The 21,447-nt window shown below is 73.4% G+C and carries 17 protein-coding genes; 10 read left to right on the top strand and 7 right to left on the bottom strand.

Translation table 11 applies throughout. From position 1 onward, the window contains the following. Window positions 1–24 precede the first annotated feature (24 nt). Entirely contained in the window at window positions 25–279 is a 255-nt protein-coding gene (locus V5O49_RS04850) for a PqqD family protein (protein ID WP_332901245.1), read from the bottom strand. Between the two features lie 195 nt (window positions 280–474). Here V5O49_RS04850 and V5O49_RS04845 point away from each other — a divergent pair, with 195 nt between their 5' ends. The 4 genes from V5O49_RS04845 to V5O49_RS04830 all read left to right on the top strand — a co-directional run bounded on the left by V5O49_RS04845 (window position 475) and on the right by V5O49_RS04830 (window position 3,235). Beyond that, complete coding sequence (locus V5O49_RS04845; RefSeq protein WP_278235233.1) at window positions 475–600, top strand: lasso RiPP family leader peptide-containing protein; 126 nt, start codon at window positions 475–477, stop codon at window positions 598–600. Window positions 601–669: 69 nt separating this feature from the next. Then, on the top strand, window positions 670–1,821 hold the full coding sequence (locus V5O49_RS04840) for an asparagine synthase-related protein (RefSeq protein WP_332901244.1): 1,152 nt from the start codon (window positions 670–672) through the stop codon (window positions 1,819–1,821). Then, window positions 1,818–2,258 (top strand): lasso peptide biosynthesis B2 protein, encoded by a 441-nt coding sequence (locus V5O49_RS04835; RefSeq protein ID WP_332901243.1) that lies wholly within the window; start codon window positions 1,818–1,820, stop codon window positions 2,256–2,258. Before V5O49_RS04840 ends, V5O49_RS04835 begins: the two co-directional genes overlap by 4 nt. Beyond that, window positions 2,255–3,235, top strand: coding sequence for a hypothetical protein (locus tag V5O49_RS04830; protein WP_332901242.1), 981 nt, complete (start codon window positions 2,255–2,257; stop codon window positions 3,233–3,235). The genes V5O49_RS04835 and V5O49_RS04830 overlap by 4 nt, the downstream gene beginning before the upstream one ends. On the opposite strand, the gene V5O49_RS04825 is transcribed toward V5O49_RS04830, so the two are convergent. The 3 genes from V5O49_RS04825 to mfd form a co-directional block, all read right to left on the bottom strand. After that, window positions 3,187–5,043: an ABC transporter ATP-binding protein gene (locus tag V5O49_RS04825; RefSeq protein ID WP_332901241.1), complete on the bottom strand. Its 1,857-nt coding sequence runs from the start codon at window positions 5,041–5,043 to the stop codon at window positions 3,187–3,189. The two genes, V5O49_RS04830 and V5O49_RS04825, sit on opposite strands and share 49 nt — an antisense overlap. Further along, window positions 5,040–6,161: a nucleotidyltransferase family protein gene (locus tag V5O49_RS04820; RefSeq protein ID WP_332901240.1), complete on the bottom strand. Its 1,122-nt coding sequence runs from the start codon at window positions 6,159–6,161 to the stop codon at window positions 5,040–5,042. Before V5O49_RS04820 ends, V5O49_RS04825 begins: the two co-directional genes overlap by 4 nt. Before the next feature lie 145 nt (window positions 6,162–6,306). Next, window positions 6,307–9,912 (bottom strand): transcription-repair coupling factor, encoded by a 3,606-nt coding sequence (gene mfd / locus V5O49_RS04815; protein ID WP_332901239.1) that lies wholly within the window; start codon window positions 9,910–9,912, stop codon window positions 6,307–6,309. A 222-nt stretch (window positions 9,913–10,134) separates the two neighbouring features. Between mfd and V5O49_RS04810 the strand changes: the two genes are divergently transcribed. After that, a complete protein-coding gene (locus tag V5O49_RS04810) occupies window positions 10,135–10,794 on the top strand; it encodes a phosphatase PAP2 family protein (RefSeq protein WP_332901238.1) in 660 nt (219 codons plus the stop codon). A gap of 32 nt (window positions 10,795–10,826) precedes the next feature. Here V5O49_RS04810 and V5O49_RS04805 read toward each other — a convergent pair whose 3' ends face one another. From V5O49_RS04805 to V5O49_RS04795, 3 genes are all read right to left on the bottom strand, one after another. Then, window positions 10,827–11,915 carry a glycosyltransferase family 4 protein gene (locus tag V5O49_RS04805; protein ID WP_332901237.1) on the bottom strand — a complete coding sequence of 363 codons (1,089 nt, stop codon included), beginning with the start codon at window positions 11,913–11,915 and terminating at the stop codon, window positions 10,827–10,829. Beyond that, complete coding sequence (locus V5O49_RS04800; RefSeq protein ID WP_332901236.1) at window positions 11,912–12,985, bottom strand: glycosyltransferase WbsX family protein; 1,074 nt, start codon at window positions 12,983–12,985, stop codon at window positions 11,912–11,914. The genes V5O49_RS04805 and V5O49_RS04800 overlap by 4 nt, the downstream gene beginning before the upstream one ends. Before the next feature lie 144 nt (window positions 12,986–13,129). Then, on the bottom strand, window positions 13,130–16,384 hold the full coding sequence (locus V5O49_RS04795) for a hypothetical protein (protein WP_332901235.1): 3,255 nt from the start codon (window positions 16,382–16,384) through the stop codon (window positions 13,130–13,132). 141 nt (window positions 16,385–16,525) lie between these two features. On the opposite strand from V5O49_RS04795, the gene V5O49_RS04790 reads away from it, so the two are divergent. From V5O49_RS04790 to V5O49_RS04770, 5 genes are all read left to right on the top strand, one after another. Beyond that, window positions 16,526–17,404, top strand: a complete 879-nt coding sequence (locus V5O49_RS04790) for a hypothetical protein (RefSeq protein WP_332901234.1) — start codon at window positions 16,526–16,528, stop codon at window positions 17,402–17,404. A gap of 13 nt (window positions 17,405–17,417) precedes the next feature. Beyond that, window positions 17,418–18,353 (top strand): glycosyltransferase, encoded by a 936-nt coding sequence (locus V5O49_RS04785; protein WP_332901233.1) that lies wholly within the window; start codon window positions 17,418–17,420, stop codon window positions 18,351–18,353. 211 nt (window positions 18,354–18,564) lie between these two features. Further along, a complete protein-coding gene (locus V5O49_RS04780; protein WP_405001143.1) occupies window positions 18,565–19,680 on the top strand; it encodes an ABC transporter ATP-binding protein in 1,116 nt (371 codons plus the stop codon). 7 nt (window positions 19,681–19,687) lie between these two features. Further along, window positions 19,688–20,512 (top strand): ABC transporter permease, encoded by an 825-nt coding sequence (locus V5O49_RS04775; RefSeq protein WP_332901231.1) that lies wholly within the window; start codon window positions 19,688–19,690, stop codon window positions 20,510–20,512. Next, on the top strand, window positions 20,512–21,435 hold the full coding sequence (locus V5O49_RS04770) for a glycosyltransferase (protein WP_332901230.1): 924 nt from the start codon (window positions 20,512–20,514) through the stop codon (window positions 21,433–21,435). Before V5O49_RS04775 ends, V5O49_RS04770 begins: the two co-directional genes overlap by 1 nt. Window positions 21,436–21,447: the final 12 nt, after the last annotated feature.

Genomic DNA, 21,447 nt, shown 5'->3' with positions numbered 1-21,447 from the left:
CCGCTCGACCGACGAGCCGGTGGGCTACTCGACCAGGAGACTCCGACGGCGGAGCTCGTCCACGAACGCGGCCGCGTCGTGCCGCGCCCGCTCTTCGTCGATGTCGAACTCCTCCACGAGCGCCGTCGCGAGCTCGCCGGTGTCGGCGCCGTCGACGAGCGCCTGCGCGAGCAGCGTGCCGGCACGGTTCGTCGTCAGGTAGGTCGACGAGGCGAGGTCGAGCAGGACGAGCTCCCCGTCGATCTCCTGCCACGTGACGCCGTCGGTGCGAAGCCGCATGCCTCTCCCCCTCCTGGTGGTCCTCGGGCATCCAATCATCGGCGCCGGCAGCCCACCGCGCGGAGCGGAGATTTCATCCCCACCGGACGCTCTTCACCCGGTCGCGGGGAGATTTCACCCCTGGGTCTCGATGCGGGCGGGGCGGCCCCGTGCGAATACTGAAACCGTCGCGCACCACAACGGAGAGGCACACCCATGTACGAGGCACCCAGCATCCGCGAGGTCGGCACGGTCGCCGGGCTCACCCTCGAGGGCCAGTTCGCCCTCGACTACGACGGCCACCTGTTCCGTGGCGACAAGGAAGACGGCGGCCTCTCCTGAGGCGTCGAGAGATCCGTCGGCGGCACCCGCGGTCCCCCCGTGGGTGCCGCCGACGCGTCGCACGACACCATGAGCCGTGACACCTACCGCCCCACCACCCACGAGATCGCGTGGGGCTGGTTGCCCGGCCTCGTCGCCCCGCCTGCTCACCGACAGGCCACGGCGCGCCCGATCGGGGCCCTGGCCCACGTCGTCGCGCGCACGGCCGGCGACCGCCAGGTCTTCGTGGCGTTCTCGGGCGGCCGCGACTCCTCCGCGGTCCTGGCGGCAGCGACGCACGCCGCGCACCTGGCGGGCACGAGGGCCCCGATCCCCGTGACGTTCGTCTACCCGGGCGTCCCGGAGACCGACGAGTCGGCGTGGCAACGCTCGGTCGTCGATCACCTGGGCCTGCAGGAGTGGTGGCGATTGCCGGTCACCGTCGAGCACGACCTGCTCGGACCCGTCGCGCAGGCGAGCCTCCGGCGCCACGGCCTGCTCTGGCCGGCCACGCTCCACACCCACGAGCCGCTCCTGGAGCGGTGCGCCGGCGGCGCGATCCTCACCGGCGAAGGCGGCGACGAGGTCTTCGGCGACCGCCGTCTGCGTCCCGTCCGCCGGACCGCCCGCCATCCCCTGGCCGCCGGCAGCCCGCGCCGCGCCGCACTGGCTGCCGTGTCGCCCGCGCGCAGCCGACGTCGGCACCTGCGGATGACGGTCGCGCTGCCCTGGCTGCGCCCCGCCGTCTACGACGACCTGGTCGAGCGCGTGTGCACGGACGACGTCGCAGAACCCTTGGCGTTCGGCGCCTCGCTCCGCTGGGTCGCGCGGCGACGGAGCGTCACCGAGTTCCGCCGGAACTACTCCGCGCTCGCGGCCGAGCACGAGGCCACCGTGTCCCACCCGTTGCTCGACCCCGAGTTCCTCGACGCCCTCGCGCGGCACCACCCGACGGGCTTCTCCTCCCGCACGGAGGGGATGCGAGCCGTCTTTGCCGGCGCCCTGCCCGACGCCCTGCTCGCCCGGACGTCGAAGGCCACGTTCACCCACGCCTTCCTCGGCGAGGCGACCCGGGAGTTCGCCCGGAGGTGGGACGGGAGCGGCGTCCCGCACGACCTCGTCGACGCCGACGCGCTGCGGCGCGCCTGGCTGAGCGCCCGGGTCCCGGGGCCGACGAGCCTGCTGCTCCAGTCGGCGTGGCTCGCCGGCCAGGCGTGCCTCCCGGCCGAGGAGGCGGCATGAACCTCCGACGCACCGTCAGCGGCATCGTGCTCGCGGCACGGTCGGCCGCCGTCTACGTCGTCGCCGAGACCGGGCTGCGGACGCTCGGCCTCCGTCGCACCTGCGTCGTCCTGGGTGTCCGGCTGAGCGGACCGTCGAGCACCGCGGCCCGGACCACGCTCGACACCAGCCGGCTCACCGGTCGCGAGCTGCGGGCGCTGCGTGTCGCACGCCGCGTCCTGCGGCTGCGCGCGGTGAACGGCACCTGCCTGCGCTCGGCGCTGGTCCTGGGCCGCACGCTGCGCGCCCGCGACCCCGAGATCGTGCTGGGAGTACGCCGCGTGGGCGACCGGATCGCTGCGCACGCCTGGTTGCGGGTCGACGGGGCCGACCTCGACCCGGAGGGCCTCGCCGACCGGTACCTCGAGCTCGGCCGACCGAGCGGGAACGCCGCATGACCTCGTCCGCCGCCCTGTACGGGCTCGCCGTGGACAGCGAGGTCCCGATGCCGACGCGGTCCGGCCGCCTCACGACCGACGGGACCGTCCGCGTCCGTCGTGGCGCGGACGTCCCCGCGACGACGGACGCCCCGCCCGGTCACGTCCTGCTGCACCACGCGAGTCCCGACCGGCCCTGGTACACCGCGACGCGCACCGGCGACGGCTACCACCTGCGGTTCTACGGAACCTGCGAGTTCGTGCTCGGCCACGACCTGGAGGACGTGGTCCTGCACGTGACCGACGGCGCGGATCCCGGCGTCGCGCACGTGCTCGCCTCCGGCGCCCTCCTGGCCTTCCAGCTCTACCTGCGCGGCCACGCCGTCCTGCACGCCAGCGCCGTCCAGGTCGGCGACGGTGTCGTCGGCTTCGTGGGGCGGTCCGGCATGGGCAAGAGCACGATGGCGGCCTTGCTCTGCGCCGAGGGGGGCGCCCTCGTCACCGACGACGTGCTCCGGATCGACCCGGCGGGAGACGACCACGTCGCCCGGCTCGGCGCCACCCAGCTCCGGCTCCGCAAGGGCGCCGAGACGTTGGCAGGGCGGTTCGGCACCGGCTCGCCCGGACGAGGGCGCAGTGCCGACGACCGAGACCTCCTCGCCCCCGGGCGTGCCGCGAGCGACGCCGTGCCGGTCCGTGCTCTCGTCGTCCCGCTGCCCGAGCGCGACCGGGACGAGCTGGAGGTCGTCCCGGTGCGCGGCGCGGCCGCAGCGCTCCTCGTGCTCAGCTACCCCCGTCTCCTGGGCTGGCAGGACACCGGCGTCGCCGCACGGCAGCTCGCCCGGGTGTCCGCTCTCGTGGCCCGCGTCCCCGTCGTCACCGCTCGCGTGCCGTGGGGCCCGCCGTTCCGCGACGGCCTGGGTGCCGAGCTGGTCGCGGCCCTCGGTCCTCACGGGGTCGAGCTGGACCAGCCGTCGGGGAAGTACGCGCCCGCCTGAAGATCGAACAGCTCGGCGTAGAGCCCGCGGTGGGCCATGAGCTGCTCGTGGGTGCCGGACTCGACGACCCGGCCGGAGGACATGACGTAGATCCGGTCGGCCCCTCGCACGGTCGCGAACCGGTGCGAGACGAACAGCGCGGACCGACCGTGCAAGGTCCGGCGGAGCGAGGAGAAGAGGTCGTGCTCGGCCCGCGGGTCCAGGGCCGCCGACGGCTCGTCGAGGATCACCAGGTCGGCGTCCCGGTAGAACGCCCGGGCGATGGCGAGCCGCTGCCACTGCCCGCCCGAGAGGTCGGCGCTGTCGTCGAACATCCGCGACAGGCGCGTCGCGTACCCGTGCGGCAGGCGTGCCAGCGCGCCGTCCACCCCGGCGGCACGAGCCGCGGCACGGACGTCGTCCCGCCCGAGCTCGTCGCGGCGGGCGTCCGCGCCGGCGTCGTCGAGCGCGATGTTCTCGGATGCGGAGAAGGCGTACCGGACGAAGTCCTGGAAGATCACGGCGATCCGGCTCCGCAGGTCGGCGTCGACCAGCGTGCCGTACGGTCGGTCCCCCCACATCGCGTGACCGGTGTCCGGGTCGTAGAGGCCGGCGAGGACCTTCGCCGCCGTGGTCTTGCCGGAGCCGTTCTCCCCCACGACGGCGACGACCTCACCGGGACCGACCGCGATCGACACGTCCGTCAGCGCGTCCGTCGTCGCCCCCGGATATCGGAAGGACACGTCCTGGATGCGCGCCCCGGCGAACGGGGGGGCACTGTCGCGCCGGTCCGGCGCGGTCGCCTCCTGCCGCGCGTGGTGGCGGAGGAACGACTGCAGGTCGTCGAGGTAGAGGCCGGACTCGTGGACCTGCTGGACACCGCCGACCAGTCCCTGGAACTGCCCCTGCAGGACCCGGATGCCGACGATCGCCGCACCGGCGTCCGCGATCCCGACCTCCCCGTTCGCAATGAGGACCACCAGCACGAGCAGCGTCCCGGCGAGCACGACGCCCGAGAGCACCTGGCCGAGGGTCGACAGCCGCAGGCGGCGCAGGAGGTGCTTGCGCAGCGCCTCGAGGTAGGTGTCGTACAGGGTGCGGTACCGGTCGCGCAGCCAGGTGGACACCTGGAACGCGCGGATCTCCTTGGCCTCGTCGCGGTTCGTCTGCACGAAGTTGACGTACATGCGTTCGCGCTGGTTGGTGGTCTGCGCCACCGTGAAGCGGAACTCCAGCGCGCTCTCGCGCCGGCTGGTCAGGAGCACCGGCACGGCTCCGACCGCGAGCAGCGGCAGCAACCACGGGTACAGCGCGACGAGCGCGGCGCCGACACCGATCGACGACACGAGCGTCCCGATGACGGTGAAGAGACCCTGGGTGACCTGGAAGGGTCGGGTCGCGGCGCTCTGCCGGACCCGTTGGAGAGTCTCGAAGAACTCCGGCGACTCGAAGTTTCGCAGCGGCACCGTGGTCGCCACGTCCTGCACGCGTTCGTTCATCGACCGGGCGACGAGCTCGCCGAGCAGTCGTCGCACGCTGCCCTGCGCCACCCCGACGACGGAGCCCAGCGCCATGAGGACCGCGAGCGCCACGACGGACCACACCAGCGCCGTGGTCACACCGGCGTCGGGGAGATCGAGGATGCGCTCCAGCACCTGCGCCACGACGAGGACCTGCAGGCCGAGTGCGGCGGCGGCCAGGATCTGCAGGCCCACCATGGCGACGAACAGCCGCGGGCTGCAGGACCAGACGAGCCGGGTCGAGCGGCGCACGAGCTCGGTGACACGGCGCCCCGGGCGCTTCGACCGGGTCGGTCCGGTCCTGCTCATCGTCGGCCTCCGCTCACGGCCGTGGCGAAGTAGGCCTCGCGGGCCGCGACATCGGGCACGTCCTCCTGGAGCGGCCGGACCGCGTCCCGTCCGGCCCGGTGCCGCCATCCGATGAGTCGCGCCTGCACGTGCTTGGCGGCCAGCTGGCCCGCGCTCACGGCGGCGGACGGTCTCGCGGCCGCGTACACACCGCCGCCGAGCCGGGCGTCGCCGGGCAGCCCCGGGAACGGGTGCCTGGCGTCGCGGGAGCGGGCCAGCCGTCCCCAGGCGTTCGAGGCGACGCCGGCCAGCTCCTCGCAGCCGACGCCGTCGTGCCCGGCGACACGGTAGGCACGGTCCAGGACCAGCGCGACCGGCACGGATGCGCGCGCCGCTCTGCTGCGCCGTGCGAGCTCGTCCCACGCGACGTCGGCCGTGACGTAGTAGGCGTCGGCGAGCCACATCAGCCGGTTCGCCCCCGCCTGTGCGGCGTGCACGGCGACGTGCAGCGCCTGGTCCTCGGCGTCGAGCATCGGGACGGAGATCCCGGACAGCTCGCGCCGTCGCCGCCGCGCCAGCATCGCGTCGACGTCGAGGGGGAAAGCACGGCGGACCGACGGCGCGACGGCCAGGTGCCAGTGCACGTCGACGTGCGTGCCGTGGCGGCCGACCATGGCCAGCTCGCCGCGTCGGGAGGAGCGCAGGGCCGGCCAGTTCCGGTCGAGCAGCCGACCACCGACGTCCTCGACGATCCGGACCGCGTCGCGGAACGCCGCCGGCTGGACGAGGAGGTCGAGGTCGAAGTACTCGCGCATGTCGGCGTGCGGCCAGACGACCGAGGCGAGGGTCGCCCCCTTGACCGCGGCCCACGCGATGCCCGCCCGGTCCAGGGCCGCGCCGATGCCCTTCAGGTCCTCCAGGGCCTGGAGGTGCCGGAGCAGCTGCCGCTCCCGTGCCGACCGGAGCGCCGGAGCCCATCCGTCGGGCAGCTCGTCCCAGCCGCGCACGGCACGGGCGATCGCCGGCGTGACCCGGTGCAGCCGGCCGGCCTCCCAGATCTCGCTCCCCGTCGCACGGTCGAGTGCGGCGGAGCGCTGCGCCGGACGGTCGAAGGCCGCATCGAGCAGCAGCCGTGCCACGGGGCGCAGAGACGGGGCCGGACCGGCCGCCGAGCGTCGTCTCGCAAGTGCCACGAGCCGAGCATGACGCGGCGGGGGCGGTCAGGACACCGCGCGGGCGGATTTCACCCGGGTGGTGGACCGGGTGCGCGACGACCCCGAGCCGTCAGCGTGACGCGGTCCCGGCCGCCGCCGCGGCGGACACCTCCCCGAGCACGACGGCGTCGATCAGCTGGCGGGCCCAGTCCAGCAGTGCCGCACCGCGCAGCGGCTTGCCGCCGATGCGCGCCGTCGTCGGGAAGGGCACCAGAGCGGCGCGGATGCCGGGCTTGAGGACGGTGCCCGGGTAGAGCCGCTTGAGCCTCATCTGGGCCGACTCGGCGAGGTCCAGCGGCGCGAAACGGATGTACTTGCCCTGGGCGGTGACGTCCGTGAGCCCGGCGCGACGGGCGTGGTTGCGGAACTCGGCGACCCAGAACAGCGACTCGGTCGGCTCGGGCAGCGCCCCGTACCGGTCCGTCAGCTCGGCCCGCACCTCGGCCAGGGCCGCCGAGTCCTGGGCGGCGGCGATCTTCTTGTACGCCTCGAGGCGCAGGCGCTCGGTGGCGATGTACGTCTCCGGCAGGTGGGCGTCCACGGGCAGCTCGATGGTGATCTCCGGCTCCTCGGCGTCCCCCTCGCCCTTGAAGGCCCGCACGGCCTCGCCGACCATGCGCACGTACAGGTCGAACCCGACGCCGGCGATGTGCCCGGACTGCTCGCCGCCGAGCAGGTTGCCGGCCCCGCGGATCTCCAGGTCCTTCATCGCGATCTGCATGCCGGCCCCGAGGTCGGTGTTCGCCGCCATGGTCGCGAGCCGGTCGTGGGCCGTCTCGGTCAGGGGCCGCTCCGGCGGGTACAGGAAGTAGGCGTAGGCGCGCTCGCGACCGCGGCCGACCCGTCCGCGCAACTGGTGGAGCTGGGAGAGCCCGAAGGTGTCGGCACGCTCCAGGACCAGGGTGTTGGCGTTGGAGATGTCCAGACCGGTCTCGACGATCGTCGTGCACACGAGCACGTCGACCTCCCGCTCCCAGAAGGCGCGGATGATCTGGTCGAGCTGGTTCTCGCTCATCTTGCCGTGCGCGACGCCGACGCGGGCCTCCGGCACGAGCTCGCGGATCTTGGCCGCGGTGCGATCGATCGACTCGACCTTGTTGTGGATGTAGAAGACCTGGCCCTCGCGCAGGAGCTCGCGGCGCACGGCGGCGGCGATCTGCCGCTCCTCGTACGCCCCGACGTAGGTGAGCACCGGGTGGCGCTCCTCCGGGGGTGTGGCGAGCGTGGACATCTCCCGGATCCCGGTGACGGCCATCTCGAGGGTGCGCGGGATCGGCGTCGCCGACATCGCCAGCACGTCGACGTTGGTGCGCAGCTGCTTGAGCGTCTCCTTGTGCTCGACGCCGAACCGCTGCTCCTCGTCGACGATCACCAGGCCCAGGCTCTTGAAGGTGACCGAGCCGGTGAGGAGCCGGTGGGTGCCGATGACGATGTCGACGGACCCGTCCTTGAGCCCCTGGACCGTCTCCTCGGACTCCTTGGTGCTCTGGAACCGCGACAGGGCACGCACGTTCACCGGGAAGCCCGCGTACCGCTCGGAGAAGGTGTCGAAGTGCTGCTGGACGAGCAGCGTCGTGGGCACCAGCACGGCGACCTGCTTGCCGTCCTGCACCGCCTTGAACGCCGCGCGGATCGCGATCTCCGTCTTGCCGTAGCCGACGTCGCCGCAGATCAGCCGGTCCATGGGGACGGTCTTCTCCATGTCGGCCTTGACCTCGTCGATCGTGACGAGCTGGTCCGGCGTCTCGACGTAGGCGAAGGCGTCCTCCAGCTCGCGCTGCCACGGCGTGTCCGGGCCGAAGGCGTGCCCCGCGGTGGCCTGGCGCGCCGAGTACAGGCGGATGAGCTCGCCGGCGATCTCGCGCACGTGCTTGCGGGCGCGCGCCTTGGTGTTCTTCCAGTCGGCACCGCCCATCTTGTTCAGGCTCGGTGACTCGCCGCCGGTGTACTTCGTGACCTGGTCGAGCTGGTCCATCGGCACGAACAGCCGGTCGCCCGGGTGCCCCCGCTTGGACGAGGCGTACTCGATGACGAGGTACTCGCGGGTGGCCCGGTTCGCCCCGGCACCGAGCGTGCGCTGCACCATCTCGACGAACCGGCCGACCCCGTGCTGCTCGTGGACGACGAAGTCGCCGGCCTGCAGCTGCAGGGGATCGACGACGTTCCGCCGACGCGAGGGCATCTTGCGCATGTCGCGGGTCGAGGAACCCTGCCGACCGGTGAGGTCGGCCTCGCTGAACACCGCGAGCCGCAGCTCGGGGACCACGAAGCCCTTGCCGACCAGCGCCGGCACCACGTGCACGACGCCGCCCTCGGGCTCGGCCGCCAGGTCCGTGGACAGCCGGGCCGCGGTGTCGGCGGCGCCGAGCTGCTCGACCATGCGCTTGGCCGGGCCGGGGCCCTCGGTGGTGAGCACGAGGCGCCACCCGGCCTTCTGCAGGCCCTGGACGTCGTCGAGCGCCCGGGCGACGTCGCCGCGGTAGGACTCGACGTCGCGGGCCGCGATCGTCACCGTGGTGCCGCCGTCGTCCGTGGTGACCGCCGGGACCTCGTCGTCGGACACCTCGGCCGCGTCGAGGGAGAACGCCGACAGCGTCCACCAGCCGAGCCCGCGCCGCGCGGCGACCTCGCGGGTCTCGGCGAAGGTGGCGAACGACGCGGCGGACAGGTCGATCGGGGCGTCGGCACCCGCCACGGCCCCGGTCCACGCCGCGGCGAGGAACTCCTCGGTCGTGGCCACCAGGTCGTGGGCACGACGCCGGACCCGCTCGGGCTCGTCGAGGACCAGCAGCGCGTCGTCACGGACCAGGTCGAGCACCGGCACCATCCGGTCGACGAGCACCGGGGCGAGGGACTCCATGCCCTCGACGGCCACGCCGGCGGCGAGCTTGTCCAGCATGTCCGTGGCGCCGGGGAGCTGCTCGACGAGCCCGGCCGCGCGCTCCCGCACGGCGTCGGAGAGCAGGATCTCCCGGCACGGCGGCGCCCAGAGCCCGTGCTCGGCGATCTCCAGGGAGCGCTGGTCGGCCACGGCGAACCACCGGATCTCGCTGATCTCGTCGCCCCAGAACTCGATGCGCAGCGGGTGGTCCTCCGTCGGCGGGAAGACGTCGAGGATGCCGCCGCGCACAGCGAACTCGCCCCGGCGCTCCACCATGTCGACACGGGTGTAGGCGGCGGCGACCAGGGCGTCGCCCACCGCGGTGAGGTCCGCCTCCTGCCCCGTGTGCAGCTCGACGGGCACCAGCTCGCCGAGCCCCTCCACGACGGGCTGCAGCAGCGCACGGACCGGCATCACCAGCACGTCGACCGGACCGGTCGGCCCGGTCTCGTCCGGGTGCGCGAGCCGACGGAACACGGCGAGGCGCCGGGCCACGGTGTCGGCACGGGGCGAGAGCCGCTCGTGCGGCAGCGTCTCCCAGGCGGGCAGCACCGCGACGGCGTCGGACCGCTCGTCCGGCAGGTAGGCACGCAGCGCCGCTGCCGTCTCGTCCGCGTCGCGGCCGGTCGCGGTGACCACGACCAGGGGGCGCTGCTCGGCCGCCGCGGCGAGCAGCGGGGCCCGGACACCCTTCGGCCCGACGATGTCGACCTCGCCACCGCTCCCGACGGCCTCGAGCGCGGCGGCGGCGCCGGGGTCGGCGAGCAGAGCAGGGACGATGCCGGTGAGATTCATGGAGATCCTTCGGGCGCACGGCGACGGGCCCACCTCGCCCCGGGACGGGGCGTGCGGGCTGACCGTCCTAGATTACGCCCGACGACACAGGCCCTCCGCGCTGCAGTGCCAAGGCACCCAAGAATTCCCCGGTCGACGTCCGGTCCTGCCCGTTTCACCCCCGCAGATCGTTCGCGAGCCCCGGCACGCGCGGCATGATCGACCCACGACCAACGGAGACCGATGTCACCGACGCGCGCCACACTCCCCGGCGGGACCAGGTCCGAGCAGCTCCTGCTGCTCGGGCTCCTCCTGGTGAGCGCCGCCGTCCTCGCGGCCCTGTTCCTGGTCTCGGTCCACACCCCGGACGGGCGCGCGGCCGACGAGCACGTGCGGGTCTGGACCGTCCGCGAGCTCGCCGGGCTCCAGCCCGTCGGGGCCTTCCTGCGCTCGACGTTCCCGCTCGTGCTCGCCGCGACGTCGGTGGTGCTCGCCGTCGTCGCCCTGGTGCATCGCCGCGTCGCACCGGTGGTGGCGGCGTCGTCGGTCGTCGCGGTCTCTGTGGTCCTGGCGCGTCTCCTGCGCGAGCGGCTCCCCCGGCCACCGGGCGGGACCCCGCTGGACGGCGACGCCGTCGTCAACACGTTCCCCAGCGGCCACGTCGCCGCGTCGGCGAGCCTGCTCGTGGCGGTGCTGCTGCTGTGGCCGCGGCGCCCCGTGCCCCGGACGGCCCTGGTGCTCGCCGCCGTCGTGCTCCTCGCCACGGCTCTCGGTTCGGTCGTGACCCACACCCATCGACCGAGCGACGTCGTCGGTTCGGTGCTGCTGGTCGCTGCCGTCAGCTCCGCGGCGGTTCTGGTCGCCCGAGCGGCGGCGGCCCGTGGCCGCAGCAGACCCCCGTGACCGTCGTCGTCCGCGGGGCCGAACGCCGGTGGTCACACCGTGCTGCGGTAGAGCTCCTCGTACCGGTCGACGGTGCGGGCGAGCGAGAAGTCCTGCGCCCTCGCCGCGCCGGCCTCGGCGAGCGCGGCCCGCCGGCTCGCGTCGCCCAGCAGGTCGGCCAGTGCCGCACCGACACCGTCGAGCGGCGTCAGCAGGGCCGCACGACCCTCGTCGCTGACGTAGCGGGCCCCGACGTTCGGGGTGGCGACCACCGGCACGCCGCTCGCCATCGCCTCGACGTACGGGATGCCGAACCCTTCGTAGTCGGACGGCAGGCAGAAGACCCAGGCCCGCCGGTAGGCATCGGCCAGCTGCGCGTCGTCCAGCGCGCCGAGCGCCCGGACGCCCGGGCCGGCGTCCTCGGGGACGTCGCGGGAGACCATCCACAGCTCCGCCTCGGGGTGGCGCGGACGCACCTGCGCGACGAACTGCCGGGCCAGCTCGTCGCCGTTCTTCCGACCGACCCAGGCTCCGACGAACAGCACGACGGGGTGCGGGGTCCGCTCCCCCGCCCCGGTCCCCGGGCGGAAGCGGTGCAGGTCGATGCCGTTGGGCACCACGTCGCGCACCCACGGGTACCAGCGCCGCGTGCCGGGCGAGACGACGACCGTGTGGTCGGCCACGACGCTGGCCAGGACCTCGGACATCCCGAGCAGCACCATGCGGGTGCGTTCCTTGAGCCCACGGATCCGGCGGGCCTCCTCGAAGCAGGAGCCGTGCAGCGTGCGCACGTGCCGGTCCGTCCGACGCCGCCACATCCAGTAGTCGTCCCCGTGCGCGTGCACGACGTCGTACCCCGACAGGTCGAGGCGACGCACCGCCGCGGCGAACCGGAAGGTGCGCAGGGAACCGGACAGCTCGACGTGCCGGTGGCCGTAGACCGCTCCGGCGACGGGCGGGCACTCGCTGATCACGTCCACGTCGTGGCCGCGCCGCACGAGCTCCGTGGCGAGCTCGTGCACCTGGTAGCCGACGCCCTGCTTGCTGGTGCTCGGCAGGTAGTAGGAGATCATCGCGACGCGCAGCGGCCGGCTCGGCGCGGGGTCCCGCGTCTCCACCGCGGTCGGTGGGGTCGAGGTCATCCCCCCTCCCCCTCCCGCAGCCCGTCGCGCAACGCCTCCAGCCAGCCGTGCCCGTGGCGCAGGTCCGGCTCGAGGTGGTTGCCCTCGGCCCACTCGTTCCAGGACTTGACCCACAGCAGCCGTTCGTCGGGCGGCCGGTGCGCCACGGAGGCGGCGGCCCGGCGCACGTTCTCGCGGAACCTCGCCGGCGTCGCGCCGTGCAGCACGACGCCGCGCCGTCCGGAGCGGGGCGTGTTGTCCCAGTTCGGGTACACGCACGGCTGGACGAGGTCGCCGGTACGGTTCTGCTCGTCCCAGGCCGTCGAGTACGGGTGGATCTCGGGGCCGCCCACCACCTTGCGGTAGGCACGCATGCGCAGCATGTCGAGCCGTGACCTGCCGGCCGGCATGCGCATGTACACGCCGGCGTCGAAGCCGTCCTCCTTGACGCGGTCGTAGCGCACGCCTCGGCCGTCGATGTCGCTCATCTCCGCGACGAGGTAGAGGCCCTCCAGGCCCGCGCGGCGGGCCAGCGACTGCCACAGGTCGACGAACCGACCGGCGTCGGGCAGCTCCTCGGGACGGAAGACGTAGAACACCGGTCGGCCGTCGACCCGCAGGTAGCGTGGGTCGCGGAACGCCGGCAGGACCGTCTCGAAGTGGGCGGCGTGGTCCTCGTCGCCCGGGTAGTCCTGGCGCACCAGGACTCTGTCGGCATCGCCGTGCCAGATCCCGCTCCAGGTCTGGTTCGCCCAGGCGAGGCAGAACGACAGGTCGGGCCGGCCCGAGGCGAGCACCTCGGCGAAGGGGCGCTCGAGGATCCGTCGCCCGTTCCCGAACCAGTAGTGCCAGTAGGCGAACGCCTCGACGCCGTGGGCGCGGGCGAGCTCGGCCTGCGCGTCCCGCGTCTCCGGCACCCGGAGGTCGTAGAAGCCGAGGTCCGCCGGCAGGTGGGGCTGCACGTGCCCCGGGTAGAGGCGGCGCGCACGGGCCACGTTCGTCCACTCGGTGAACCCCGGCCCCCACCATTCGTCGTTCTCGGGGACGGGGTGGAACTGGGGCAGGTAGAACGCCACCGCGCGCGTCGTCATGGCTTCCTCCTCACGCCGCCCGGCCACCCCCAGTCTCGGACCGTCGTCACCGCCGCTCAACGCCCGGCGGGGCTTTTCACCCCGGCTGACTCGTCCCGGGGACGGAAGTTCACCCGGCGCCCCGACGACCGCCCCGGTCGCCGGTCACGGCGCGGACCAGGCCTGCACGGCACTCACCGCGACGAGCCAGTCGCTCTCGGTGGCCAGCCCCATGAACGTCGTCGGCGGGCCGCCGAGCACGCCGGTGTAGTTGACGTCGAGCACGCGGGTGCCGCGGATCCGCGTCCACGGGACGGTCACCCGCACGGCGGTGATCTCCACCGGGTCGGTGCGCAGCAGCGCCGCGCGGTCCCACAGCTGGTCGGTCCGGGTGCCGATCTCGCGCCACTCCCCGCCCGACGTCCGGACCTGCACGGTGTAGTGGCGCAGGCCCGCCGTGCAGCAGCGGATCCCGGCGGTGGCGACGGCGACGCGATCCACCTCGACGGGTTCGTCGAGCCGAACCGTCACCGACGGGGCGGGGTCCACCGACCCGTCGGCGAGCCGGCCGGAACGCCAGGGGTCGCGGACGGCGAACGTGCCCGACGTGATCGTGGCCGGGTCCCCGGCGTCCGGGTGGGTGGACGACGCCACCACCGCGGCTCCGGCGAGCACGTCCGGGCCGAACGCCTCCGGGGCGCGGACGGCGAGCTCCCGCCCCGCGGGCGCGCGCAGCATCACCGGGCTGCCGTTCACCGGCACCTCCGTCCCGTCGGCCCCGAGGTCCACGGGCGCCTCGGCACCGTAGACGTCCCGGCGCACGACCTCGACGTCGTCCGTGGACGCGTCGTCACCGGGCGCGACGACGACGGAGGTGCTCAGCCCCTCGGACCACAGCGCCAGGATCGACGACCCGTCGTCGGCCACCGCCCGCACCGCGTGCACGCCCGGCACCCCCGTCGCCACCGTCGTCGCGTCGTCGTACCGGTCCAGCAGGGGCGCGGTGGCGGCCATCGCCGCGCCGGCGGGCTTGACGTAGCCGTCGTACTGCACGAGCGACCACGAGACACCGTTCTCGCCGAACCCGCCCTCGCTGAAGAAGTAGGTCCACTCGGCGACGTCCTCGACCTCGTACCACCACAGCTTGCGGGCCACGTCCCACGCGGCCGCCCAGAAGTTCACCACCCCGTCCGACCACCACCCGGACTCCGTGTCCCACCAGGCCAGCCCGTCGCAGTCGGCGAGGATCTCGCGCAGCGCGTCCGTCTCGGCGCCGTCGCGGGAGAACCCCTCCTCCTCCCACGACCGGTTGTACCCGGTGTACGGGTGGATCCCCACAGCGTCCATCGACGCGCACCCCCCGGCGTCCACCAGGCCCCGCCACCAGTCCAGGGCGAACCCGAGCGTGTTGCCCCCGACGACGACGGCGTCCGGGTCGGCGGCGCGCACGGCGCGCGCGAACGGCGCACCCACCTCACGCTCGTAGCGCGCCGCGTCGTCGTAGCCGGTGTTGTTCGGCTCGTTCCACGGCTGCCAGGAGGTGATCCCGGCGCCGTGCTCGTGCAGACCGGCGACGACGGCCTCCACCCAGCCCTGCCACGTCCCTGCCTCGACGGCGGCCCGGTCCGCCTCGCTGCCCTGACCGACCTGGGCGACGAGGCGGACCCCGGTGCGCTCGGCCAGCCGGACCGCGGCCGCCAGATCGGCGAACGGGTCCACCTCCGCACCGTCCTCGGCGTGCAGGCCGGCCCCCGGCAGGGCGTCCCAGGAGATCGCCGTCGGGTCGGGAGGCGCGCTCGGGTCCGGGACGAGCGCGCCGAGGTCCAGCTGCACCCGGTGGGACCCGACCCCGAGCTGGTCCGCGAGCTGCACCCCGCGCAGCGGTGCGGCGCCGCCCCAGTCCGCTCCCTCGGCGAGCGCCGCGGGGTCGAGCCTGCTGCCCTCGGGGGTCACCGTGTACCGCAGGCACGTGCCGGACACGGGCGCGTCGTCGGCGCCCAGCAGGGCGGCGTCCACCTCGTACACCCCGGGACGCGCGGGCGGGAGGTCGAGGTCGACCGTGCCGCCCTCGGCCGGCAGGTCGACGACGTGCACGTCCCCGACGACGGGGGACGGCACGCGCGGGTCGCCACGCACCTGGTAGCGCAGCCGGTACCGGTCGGCGTGCGCGCCCCAGGCGGGATCGAACGCCGCCACCACGCGCGGTGTCTCCTCGGCGCCGAAGACCGCGTAGGGCCGGTCGACGAGGAGGCCGGCGCCCAGGCCCAGCGTGGCCACGAGGTCCTCGGTACCGGCGGTGATCGCGACCGGGTCCCGCAGCCCGTACGCCATCCGCTCGTCGCTGATCGCGGTGAGCGAGACGGCGCCGTCGTGCCCGTGCGTCAGCAGGAAGTAGTCGCCGTCGTCGTGCAGCACGGGAGTGCGGTCCCACGGCACGAACGGCTGCTCGACGTCGCCGCCGGTGGCCGGCCAGACACCGTGCCGCACGCCGTCGGTGCCGTACCAGCGCAGGCCCGTACCCGGTTCGGCCAGCAGCAGCCCGCCGTCGGGGGCCGACGCGGCCCCGGTCGCCCCCGTCCACGGCAGACCCGGCACACCGACGAGGCGGTCCGACGACGGCGGCGCCCCGAGGCGCGCACGCTCCGCACCGTCGGGCCCGACGACCGTCAGCGAGCGGCCGCCCGGGCCGTCCGCCCGGTAGACCACGGCGCCGTCGTCCAGCGCACCGAGGACGGACCCGTCGACGTCCAGCGGGTCCAGCGCCTCGCCGTCCGCGGTCACCCGGTGCACGACGGCACCGGCGTCACCCACGCCGACGATCCTCCCGCCGTCCGTGGCGTCCCACGCCGTCGTGCCGCTGACCAGGTCGGTGACGGCACCGGTCGTCTGGTCGCCGGACGGCAGCGCGACCCGCCACTGCTCGGTGCCGTCCGCGGCGATCTTCAGCAGGTCGCGGCGGCCCATGAGCGGATCCACGAGATAGATCGCGCCGTCGTCGTCGACCTCGAACGAACCGACGCCGAAGATCTCGTGGCCGGGTTCCCACGGCAGCTCGACCACGGTCTCGCCCTGCGGGCTCCCGTCGTCGAGATCGAAACGGGCGACGGTGTAGGTGGCCTCGTCGCGGGACATCACGAAGCCCGTGCCGCCGTGGACGCGGGCCGTCACCAGCGTGCCGGCGGGCGGCAGCACGTCGGGCACGACCGTACGGAACCCGGGCAGGGCGGCCGCGTCCACGCCGTCGTCCACGACCTGTCCGAGGTCCGGCACGCCGCACACCGGCACGTCGCCCGTGACCACCGTCGCCGCCGGCGCCTCCACCGGCTCCGGCACGTCGTCGGCACCCGGGACGAGGACCAGTGCCACCACGACGGCGCACGCCAGCAGGACCCCCACGACCACCACGGTGCGTCGTGCCACGGTGCCTCCTGCGCTCGTGCCGCTCCTGTCCACGCTAGGCACCCGGTCCCGGCACGGGCGAGCCTCGGTGCAGGTTTCACCCCGTCCGGGAGCCCCCACCTGCTGTCGTCCACCCCGTCCGACCGGTGATGATGAGTCCGGATGGCGATCCCACCCGTCGACGCGTCAGGAGGCCGTGCCGCGATGGACCCACGTCGTGTCGGTGCGTACGTCCTGCCGGGCGACCCCACCTGGCTCCGGCGCACCCTCTCGGTCTACTACCCGCTGCTGGACGATCTGGTCGTCCCGGTCCCGGACGGGGCCCGCGGCTGGACCGGGCGACGGCTGCCCGTGGAGGAGTGCCTCGACATCGTCCGGGACGTCGACGCACGCGGCATCGTGCGCCTCGTCCACGGGAGCTGGGTCGATCCCCGCGACCCGCTCGGCGCCGAGACCCGACAGCGTCAGGCCGCCGTCGACGCCCTGGCGGGGACGGACTGGGTCGTCCAGGTCGACGGCGACGAGCTGCTGCCGTCCGCGGACCTGCTCGTCCACGCGATGGACCGCGCCGACGCCCGTCAGGTCGACGCCGTCGAGCTGCCGATGCGGGTCGTCTTCCGGCGCACGCGTCGCGCCCGCTACGAGGTCGTCCAGTCCGACGGCGCCCCGCATCTCGAGTACCCCGGGCCCGTGCTGGTCCGTCCGTCGGCGCGGTTGCGCTCGACCCGGCGACCGGAAGGCAGTGTCCTGCGACTCGTCGTGCCCGGCGACACCTCGCTGCAGGCCGTGCGGCCCCCGGAACAGGGCGAGACCCGCGAGGACCTCCCGGTCGACGTCGGCAGCCTCGTGCACAACTCGTGGGGCCGGACCCCGCGCGAGATCCTGGCGAAGATCCGCTCCTGGGGACATGCGAACGACATCCACCGGTACCGGTTCTACCTCGCGGTGTGGCTGCCCACCCCCATGACGTGGCGCCTCCTGCGCAACTTCCACCCGCTCGTCGGCGAGCTGTGGCCACGTCTCGACAAGGTGGCCGACTGAGGTGCCGTCGTCGGTGCGCAGCCTGGTCGTCGTCCTGTCGTTCCACGGGGCCGAGGACACCCTGGCCTGCGTCGACTCGGTGGTCCGGGGGTCTCCCGCTCACGACCTGCTCGTCATCGACAACGGGTCGTTCGACGGCGTGCTGGAGCAGGTCGCGGCCAGGTGGCCGCACGTCGAGACGCTGCAGACGGGGACGAACCTGGGGTTCTCCGGCGGGATGAACGCCGGCGTCGCCGCCGGCCTGCAGGACGGCTACGACGTCGTCACCGTCCTGAACAACGACACGCTCGTCGACCACGGCGCGCTCGACGAGGTCGTCGGCGTCGCGGCGGGCGGTGGCGTCGCCGTCAGCCCGCGCGTCCTGTACCGCGACGACCCGAGCCGCACCTGGTTCGAGGGCGGACGACTGGACCCGGACGACGGGCTCCCCCGGCACATGACTCCTCACGAGGCCGCCGCGGCCGGTGCGCGCGACGAGGGCGATCCCTACGCCGTCGACCTGCTGGCCGGGTGCTGCGTGACGGCGTCGGCCGCCACCTGGCGAGACGTCGGGCCCTTCGACGAGCGGTACTTCCTCGACTTCGAGGACTCGGACTGGAGCATGCGGGCACGGTCCGGCGGCACCGCCTTGCTGGTCGTGCCCCGCGCACGGATCCGGCACGGGGTCTCCCGGTCGTTCACCGGTGCCTACGCCTACCTCGGCACCTACTACTACCTGCGCAACCTCCTGCTCTTCGCCTCCACGTGGCTGCCGGCACGGCAGCGTCGACGTCTCCTGCGGACACGGGTGCTGCCGGCCCCGGTGCGCGACGGCCGGGAGCACGGGCTGCGGGCCGGGCTGCGCACCGGTCGGATCCTGACCGACGTCGCTCTCGCCCGGCTCCGGGGCTCCTACGGCAGAGCGTCGGTGCGCCTCGAGCGCCGGGCACAGCGCTGGTCGGCCGGCTAGGTCTCCGGGCCCCGGACCGGGCGCTCCTCCCGAGCGGATTCACCCCGACGCGGCCGCTATTCACCCGATCCCGCCGTTCCGGAGGACCGCCACCACTGTCTACGGTTCTGGTGTGGGCCAACACGAAGGGTCGGCGATCGTCGCGCGCGGTCTGGGCAAGTCCTACCGGATCGCCACCTCGGGGCGCTCCCACGACCGCCTCTCCGAGGCGATGATCGCGCGGGCCAAGGACCCCTTCCACCGGCGTGAGTTCGAGACGTTCGAGGCCCTCCACGACGTGTCGTTCGACATCCCCTGGGGCGAGGCCGTGGGCATCGTCGGACGCAACGGCGCGGGCAAGAGCACCCTGCTGAAGATCCTCACGCGCATCACCGCGCCGACGGCAGGACGCGTCGAGCTGGGCGGCCGCGTGGGCAGCCTCCTCGAGGTGGGCACAGGATTCCACCCCGAGCTCACGGGGCGCGAGAACATCTACCTCAACGGCTCGTTGCTGGGCATGGGGCGTCGCGAGATCCGGCGCCGCTTCGACGACATCGTCCGCTTCTCCGGCATCGAGAAGTTCCTCGAGACCCCCGTCAAGAGGTTCTCGTCCGGCATGTACGTCCGGCTGGCCTTCGCCGTGGCAGCACACCTGGAGACGGAGATCCTGGCCATCGACGAGGTCCTCGCCGTGGGCGACGCCGAGTTCCAGCGCAAGTCGCTGGACAAGATGCGTGACGTCGCCAAGGACGGGCGCGCCGTGCTCTACGTGAGTCATCAGATGCAGACGGTGACCGCCCTGTGCAGCTCGGCGATGTTCCTCGACCGCGGGAACCTGATCAAGACCGGTTCCGTCGACGACGTCATGGCCGCGTACCGCAACAGCTTCGACGACTGGCGTTCTCGCCAGGTCGACGCGAAGCACCGCCCCGGCACCGGCGAGATCCGGTTCGAACGTGTCGACACGACCGAGATCCGCGAACCGGCCGACGACACGGTCGTGACGTTCACCGTGGGCGCGAACCCCGAGGTCGTGGGCAAGTACTTCGTGTCGTGCCTCGTCGTCGATCATCAGGGAGCCGTCGTCGCTCAGTGCGACTCCCGACTCGTGAGCCAGTGGTTCGACCCCTCCGAGCGCCGCGGCGGAGAGCTCCGGATCAAGAACCTGTGGCTCAAGCCCGGCACCTACACGATCGACGCGTTCGTGTGCCAGAACGGTGTCCTCGACGGGTGGCGCGGCGCCGCGGCGTTCGAGGTGCTGCCACACCTGCCGTACCCCGACCTCGTGATGGACGAGGGCGTGGAGCTGGGCGCCGTCTTCGCTGACTTCGACTACGAGGCCTGGTGAGCGCCGGATGTCCAGCGCGCGGATCGTCATCACCCCGCCGGGCCGGCTCAACATGCCACGCTGGCACGAGCTGTGGGAGGCGCGGGAGATCTTCTACCGGTTCGGCATCCGCGACGTCGTGCTGCGCTACCGGCAGACCGCGATCGGCGTCGCCTGGGTGGTGCTGCAGCCCCTCGTCACGGCAGGCATCTTCTCGATCGTCTTCGGCCGGGTCGCCGGTCTGCCCACCGGTGGCGTGCCCTACATGCTCTTCGCCTTCGCCGGGACGACCGCATGGACCGTCTTCTCCGGCGTCCTGTCACGGGCCGCACCATCCTTGGTGGCGAACCAGGCGCTGGTCTCCAAGGTCTTCTTCCCTCGCGTCGTCGTCCCCCTGTCGACGGCGCTGTCCGTGCTGCTCGACTTCGCCGTCTCGCTCGCGATGTTCGCCGTCCTGCTGGTCGTGTACGGCGTGAACCCCGGCTGGGCGCTGCTCGGGCTGCCGCTGTGGACGGTGTGCGCGGTCGCGCTCGGCTCCGGACTGGGCCTGGCGGCGTCCGCCATCATGGTGAAGTACCGCGACGTCACCTACGTGCTGCCCTGGTTGGTCCAGGTCATGATGTATGCGACGCCCGTGGCGTACTCCCTCGACGCGGTGCCCGCCAACCTCTCGTGGCTGTTCGCGGTGAACCCCCTCACGTGGCTGATGGAGTGCTTCCGCTGGTCGATGCTCGGGACGGCGGCACCGCCCGCCTGGCAGGTCGTCGGTCTGGTGGTGGCGTCGCTGGTGGCACTCGCCGGCGGGCTGCTGGTGTTCCAGCGACGCGAGCGCGAGTTCGCGGACGTGATCTGATGGACGCTCCCCGCGTGACCGTGGTCATGTCGACCAACCGCGTCTCCCCCTACCTCCCCGAAGCGCTGCAGAGCGTCAAGGACCAGTCGTTCACGGACTGGGACCTGATCGTCATGGACAACGGCTCGCCCGATCCCGAGGGAGTACGCGACGCGGTCGCCGCCGTCCCCGGGGCCGCGGTCGTCGCCGAGGCGGGCCACGGTGTCTCGATCCCGCTCAACCACGGCGCGGCCTTGTCCCGAGGAGAGTTCGTGACCTTCCTCGACGACGACGACGTCTGGCTCCCCGACAGGCTGGAGCGGTTCGTCGCCGCACTCGACGCCGACCCGGAGGCCGGGGCGGTCTACTCGTCCGTGGACTTCATCGACTCGCGCGGCGAACGCGGCGAGCCGCTCTTCGTCGCCGGAGACGAGACGGGTCGTGACCTGCTGGCGGGCCGGTACCCCTTCCCCAACGTCGTCTCGATCATGTACCGGCGTACGGAGTTCCTCCGGGTCGGCGGGTTCAACCCGGCCCTGCACTACGCCGAGGACACCGACCTGACCTTCCGCATGCTCCAGTACTCGCACATGATCGGGGTCCCCGAGGTGCTGACCCTGTACCGACGCCACGAGCAGAACGTCACGAAGGTCCTCGCGACGGACCTGCACGACGCCTCACGACGCATGATCGGCATGCAGCTCTGGGGCGCCGAGCACCACCGGGACCCCGCCGTGCTGCACGACCTGCGGGCCAACCTCGCGGCGCTGGACCGGCGCGACGCCGCGGACTCGGTGGGACAGGGCATCGACCGGCTCCGCCGCGGGCACGTCGCCGGGGCGTCCCGGATGCTCGCGCGGGCCGTGCGGCTCGACGCGCGGACCGCGGCGCGCGAGACGGCACGACGGGTCCGGAACCGGCTGCGGCGGCCGGACCCCACCTGAGCAGGCCGGAGG

The sequence above is a fragment of the Isoptericola haloaureus genome (assembly GCF_036689775.1).
GTDB classification, from domain to species: Bacteria; Actinomycetota; Actinomycetes; order Actinomycetales; family Cellulomonadaceae; genus Isoptericola; species Isoptericola haloaureus.
Note: the sequence above shows the minus strand (reverse complement) of the source record. Positions and strands in the feature narration are given on the sequence as shown.

Excerpts from the sequence above, each read along its gene's own strand:
- V5O49_RS04850 (WP_332901245.1), bottom strand. The coding sequence starts at position 279 with ATGCGGCTTCGCACCGACGGCGTCACGTGGCAGGAGATCGACGGGGAG.
- V5O49_RS04845 (WP_278235233.1), top strand. The coding sequence starts at position 475 with ATGTACGAGGCACCCAGCATCCGCGAGGTCGGCACGGTCGCCGGGCTC.
- V5O49_RS04840 (WP_332901244.1), top strand. The coding sequence starts at position 670 with ATGAGCCGTGACACCTACCGCCCCACCACCCACGAGATCGCGTGGGGC.
- V5O49_RS04835 (WP_332901243.1), top strand. The coding sequence starts at position 1,818 with ATGAACCTCCGACGCACCGTCAGCGGCATCGTGCTCGCGGCACGGTCG.
- V5O49_RS04830 (WP_332901242.1), top strand. The coding sequence starts at position 2,255 with ATGACCTCGTCCGCCGCCCTGTACGGGCTCGCCGTGGACAGCGAGGTC.
- V5O49_RS04825 (WP_332901241.1), bottom strand. The coding sequence starts at position 5,043 with ATGAGCAGGACCGGACCGACCCGGTCGAAGCGCCCGGGGCGCCGTGTC.
- mfd (WP_332901239.1), bottom strand. The coding sequence starts at position 9,912 with ATGAATCTCACCGGCATCGTCCCTGCTCTGCTCGCCGACCCCGGCGCC.
- V5O49_RS04810 (WP_332901238.1), top strand. The coding sequence starts at position 10,135 with ATGTCACCGACGCGCGCCACACTCCCCGGCGGGACCAGGTCCGAGCAG.
- V5O49_RS04805 (WP_332901237.1), bottom strand. The coding sequence starts at position 11,915 with ATGACCTCGACCCCACCGACCGCGGTGGAGACGCGGGACCCCGCGCCG.
- V5O49_RS04800 (WP_332901236.1), bottom strand. The coding sequence starts at position 12,985 with ATGACGACGCGCGCGGTGGCGTTCTACCTGCCCCAGTTCCACCCCGTC.
- V5O49_RS04790 (WP_332901234.1), top strand. The coding sequence starts at position 16,526 with ATGGCGATCCCACCCGTCGACGCGTCAGGAGGCCGTGCCGCGATGGAC.
- V5O49_RS04780 (WP_405001143.1), top strand. The coding sequence starts at position 18,565 with ATGATCGCGCGGGCCAAGGACCCCTTCCACCGGCGTGAGTTCGAGACG.
- V5O49_RS04775 (WP_332901231.1), top strand. The coding sequence starts at position 19,688 with ATGTCCAGCGCGCGGATCGTCATCACCCCGCCGGGCCGGCTCAACATG.
- V5O49_RS04770 (WP_332901230.1), top strand. The coding sequence starts at position 20,512 with ATGGACGCTCCCCGCGTGACCGTGGTCATGTCGACCAACCGCGTCTCC.